The sequence below is a fragment of the Desulfocurvus sp. DL1XJH-121 genome (assembly GCF_054819825.1).
Genome location: NZ_JBTVWW010000232.1, coordinates 1 through 230 on the forward strand (window position 1 = coordinate 1; position 230 = coordinate 230).

At 64.8% G+C, this 230-nt stretch carries 1 protein-coding gene; it reads right to left on the minus strand.

Translation table 11 applies throughout. The annotated features are described in order from the left end of the window. The coding region (locus ACYYG1_RS17980; protein WP_461211694.1) for an ABC transporter substrate-binding protein at window positions 1–230 on the minus strand (230 nt) is incomplete at both ends.

Below are 230 nucleotides of genomic sequence, written 5' to 3' on the forward strand. Positions count from 1 at the left end.
GGCGGAGCCCGGCGTCCACAGCATGGCTTCGCGGCCGTTGTCGGCATATACCAGCGGCGTGGTCGGCTGCGGCGGCAGGGTAATCGCCTGCTTCACTTGTTCCACGCGCTGCTCGAAACGATCTTCCGCCTGTTTGGCGCCGGCTTCGTGACCGGTGATTTCACCGAGCTCGCTGGCCAGCTGTTGCCAGCTTTTGTCGCCGTAATCGAGCACCAGCGTCGGCGCAATGG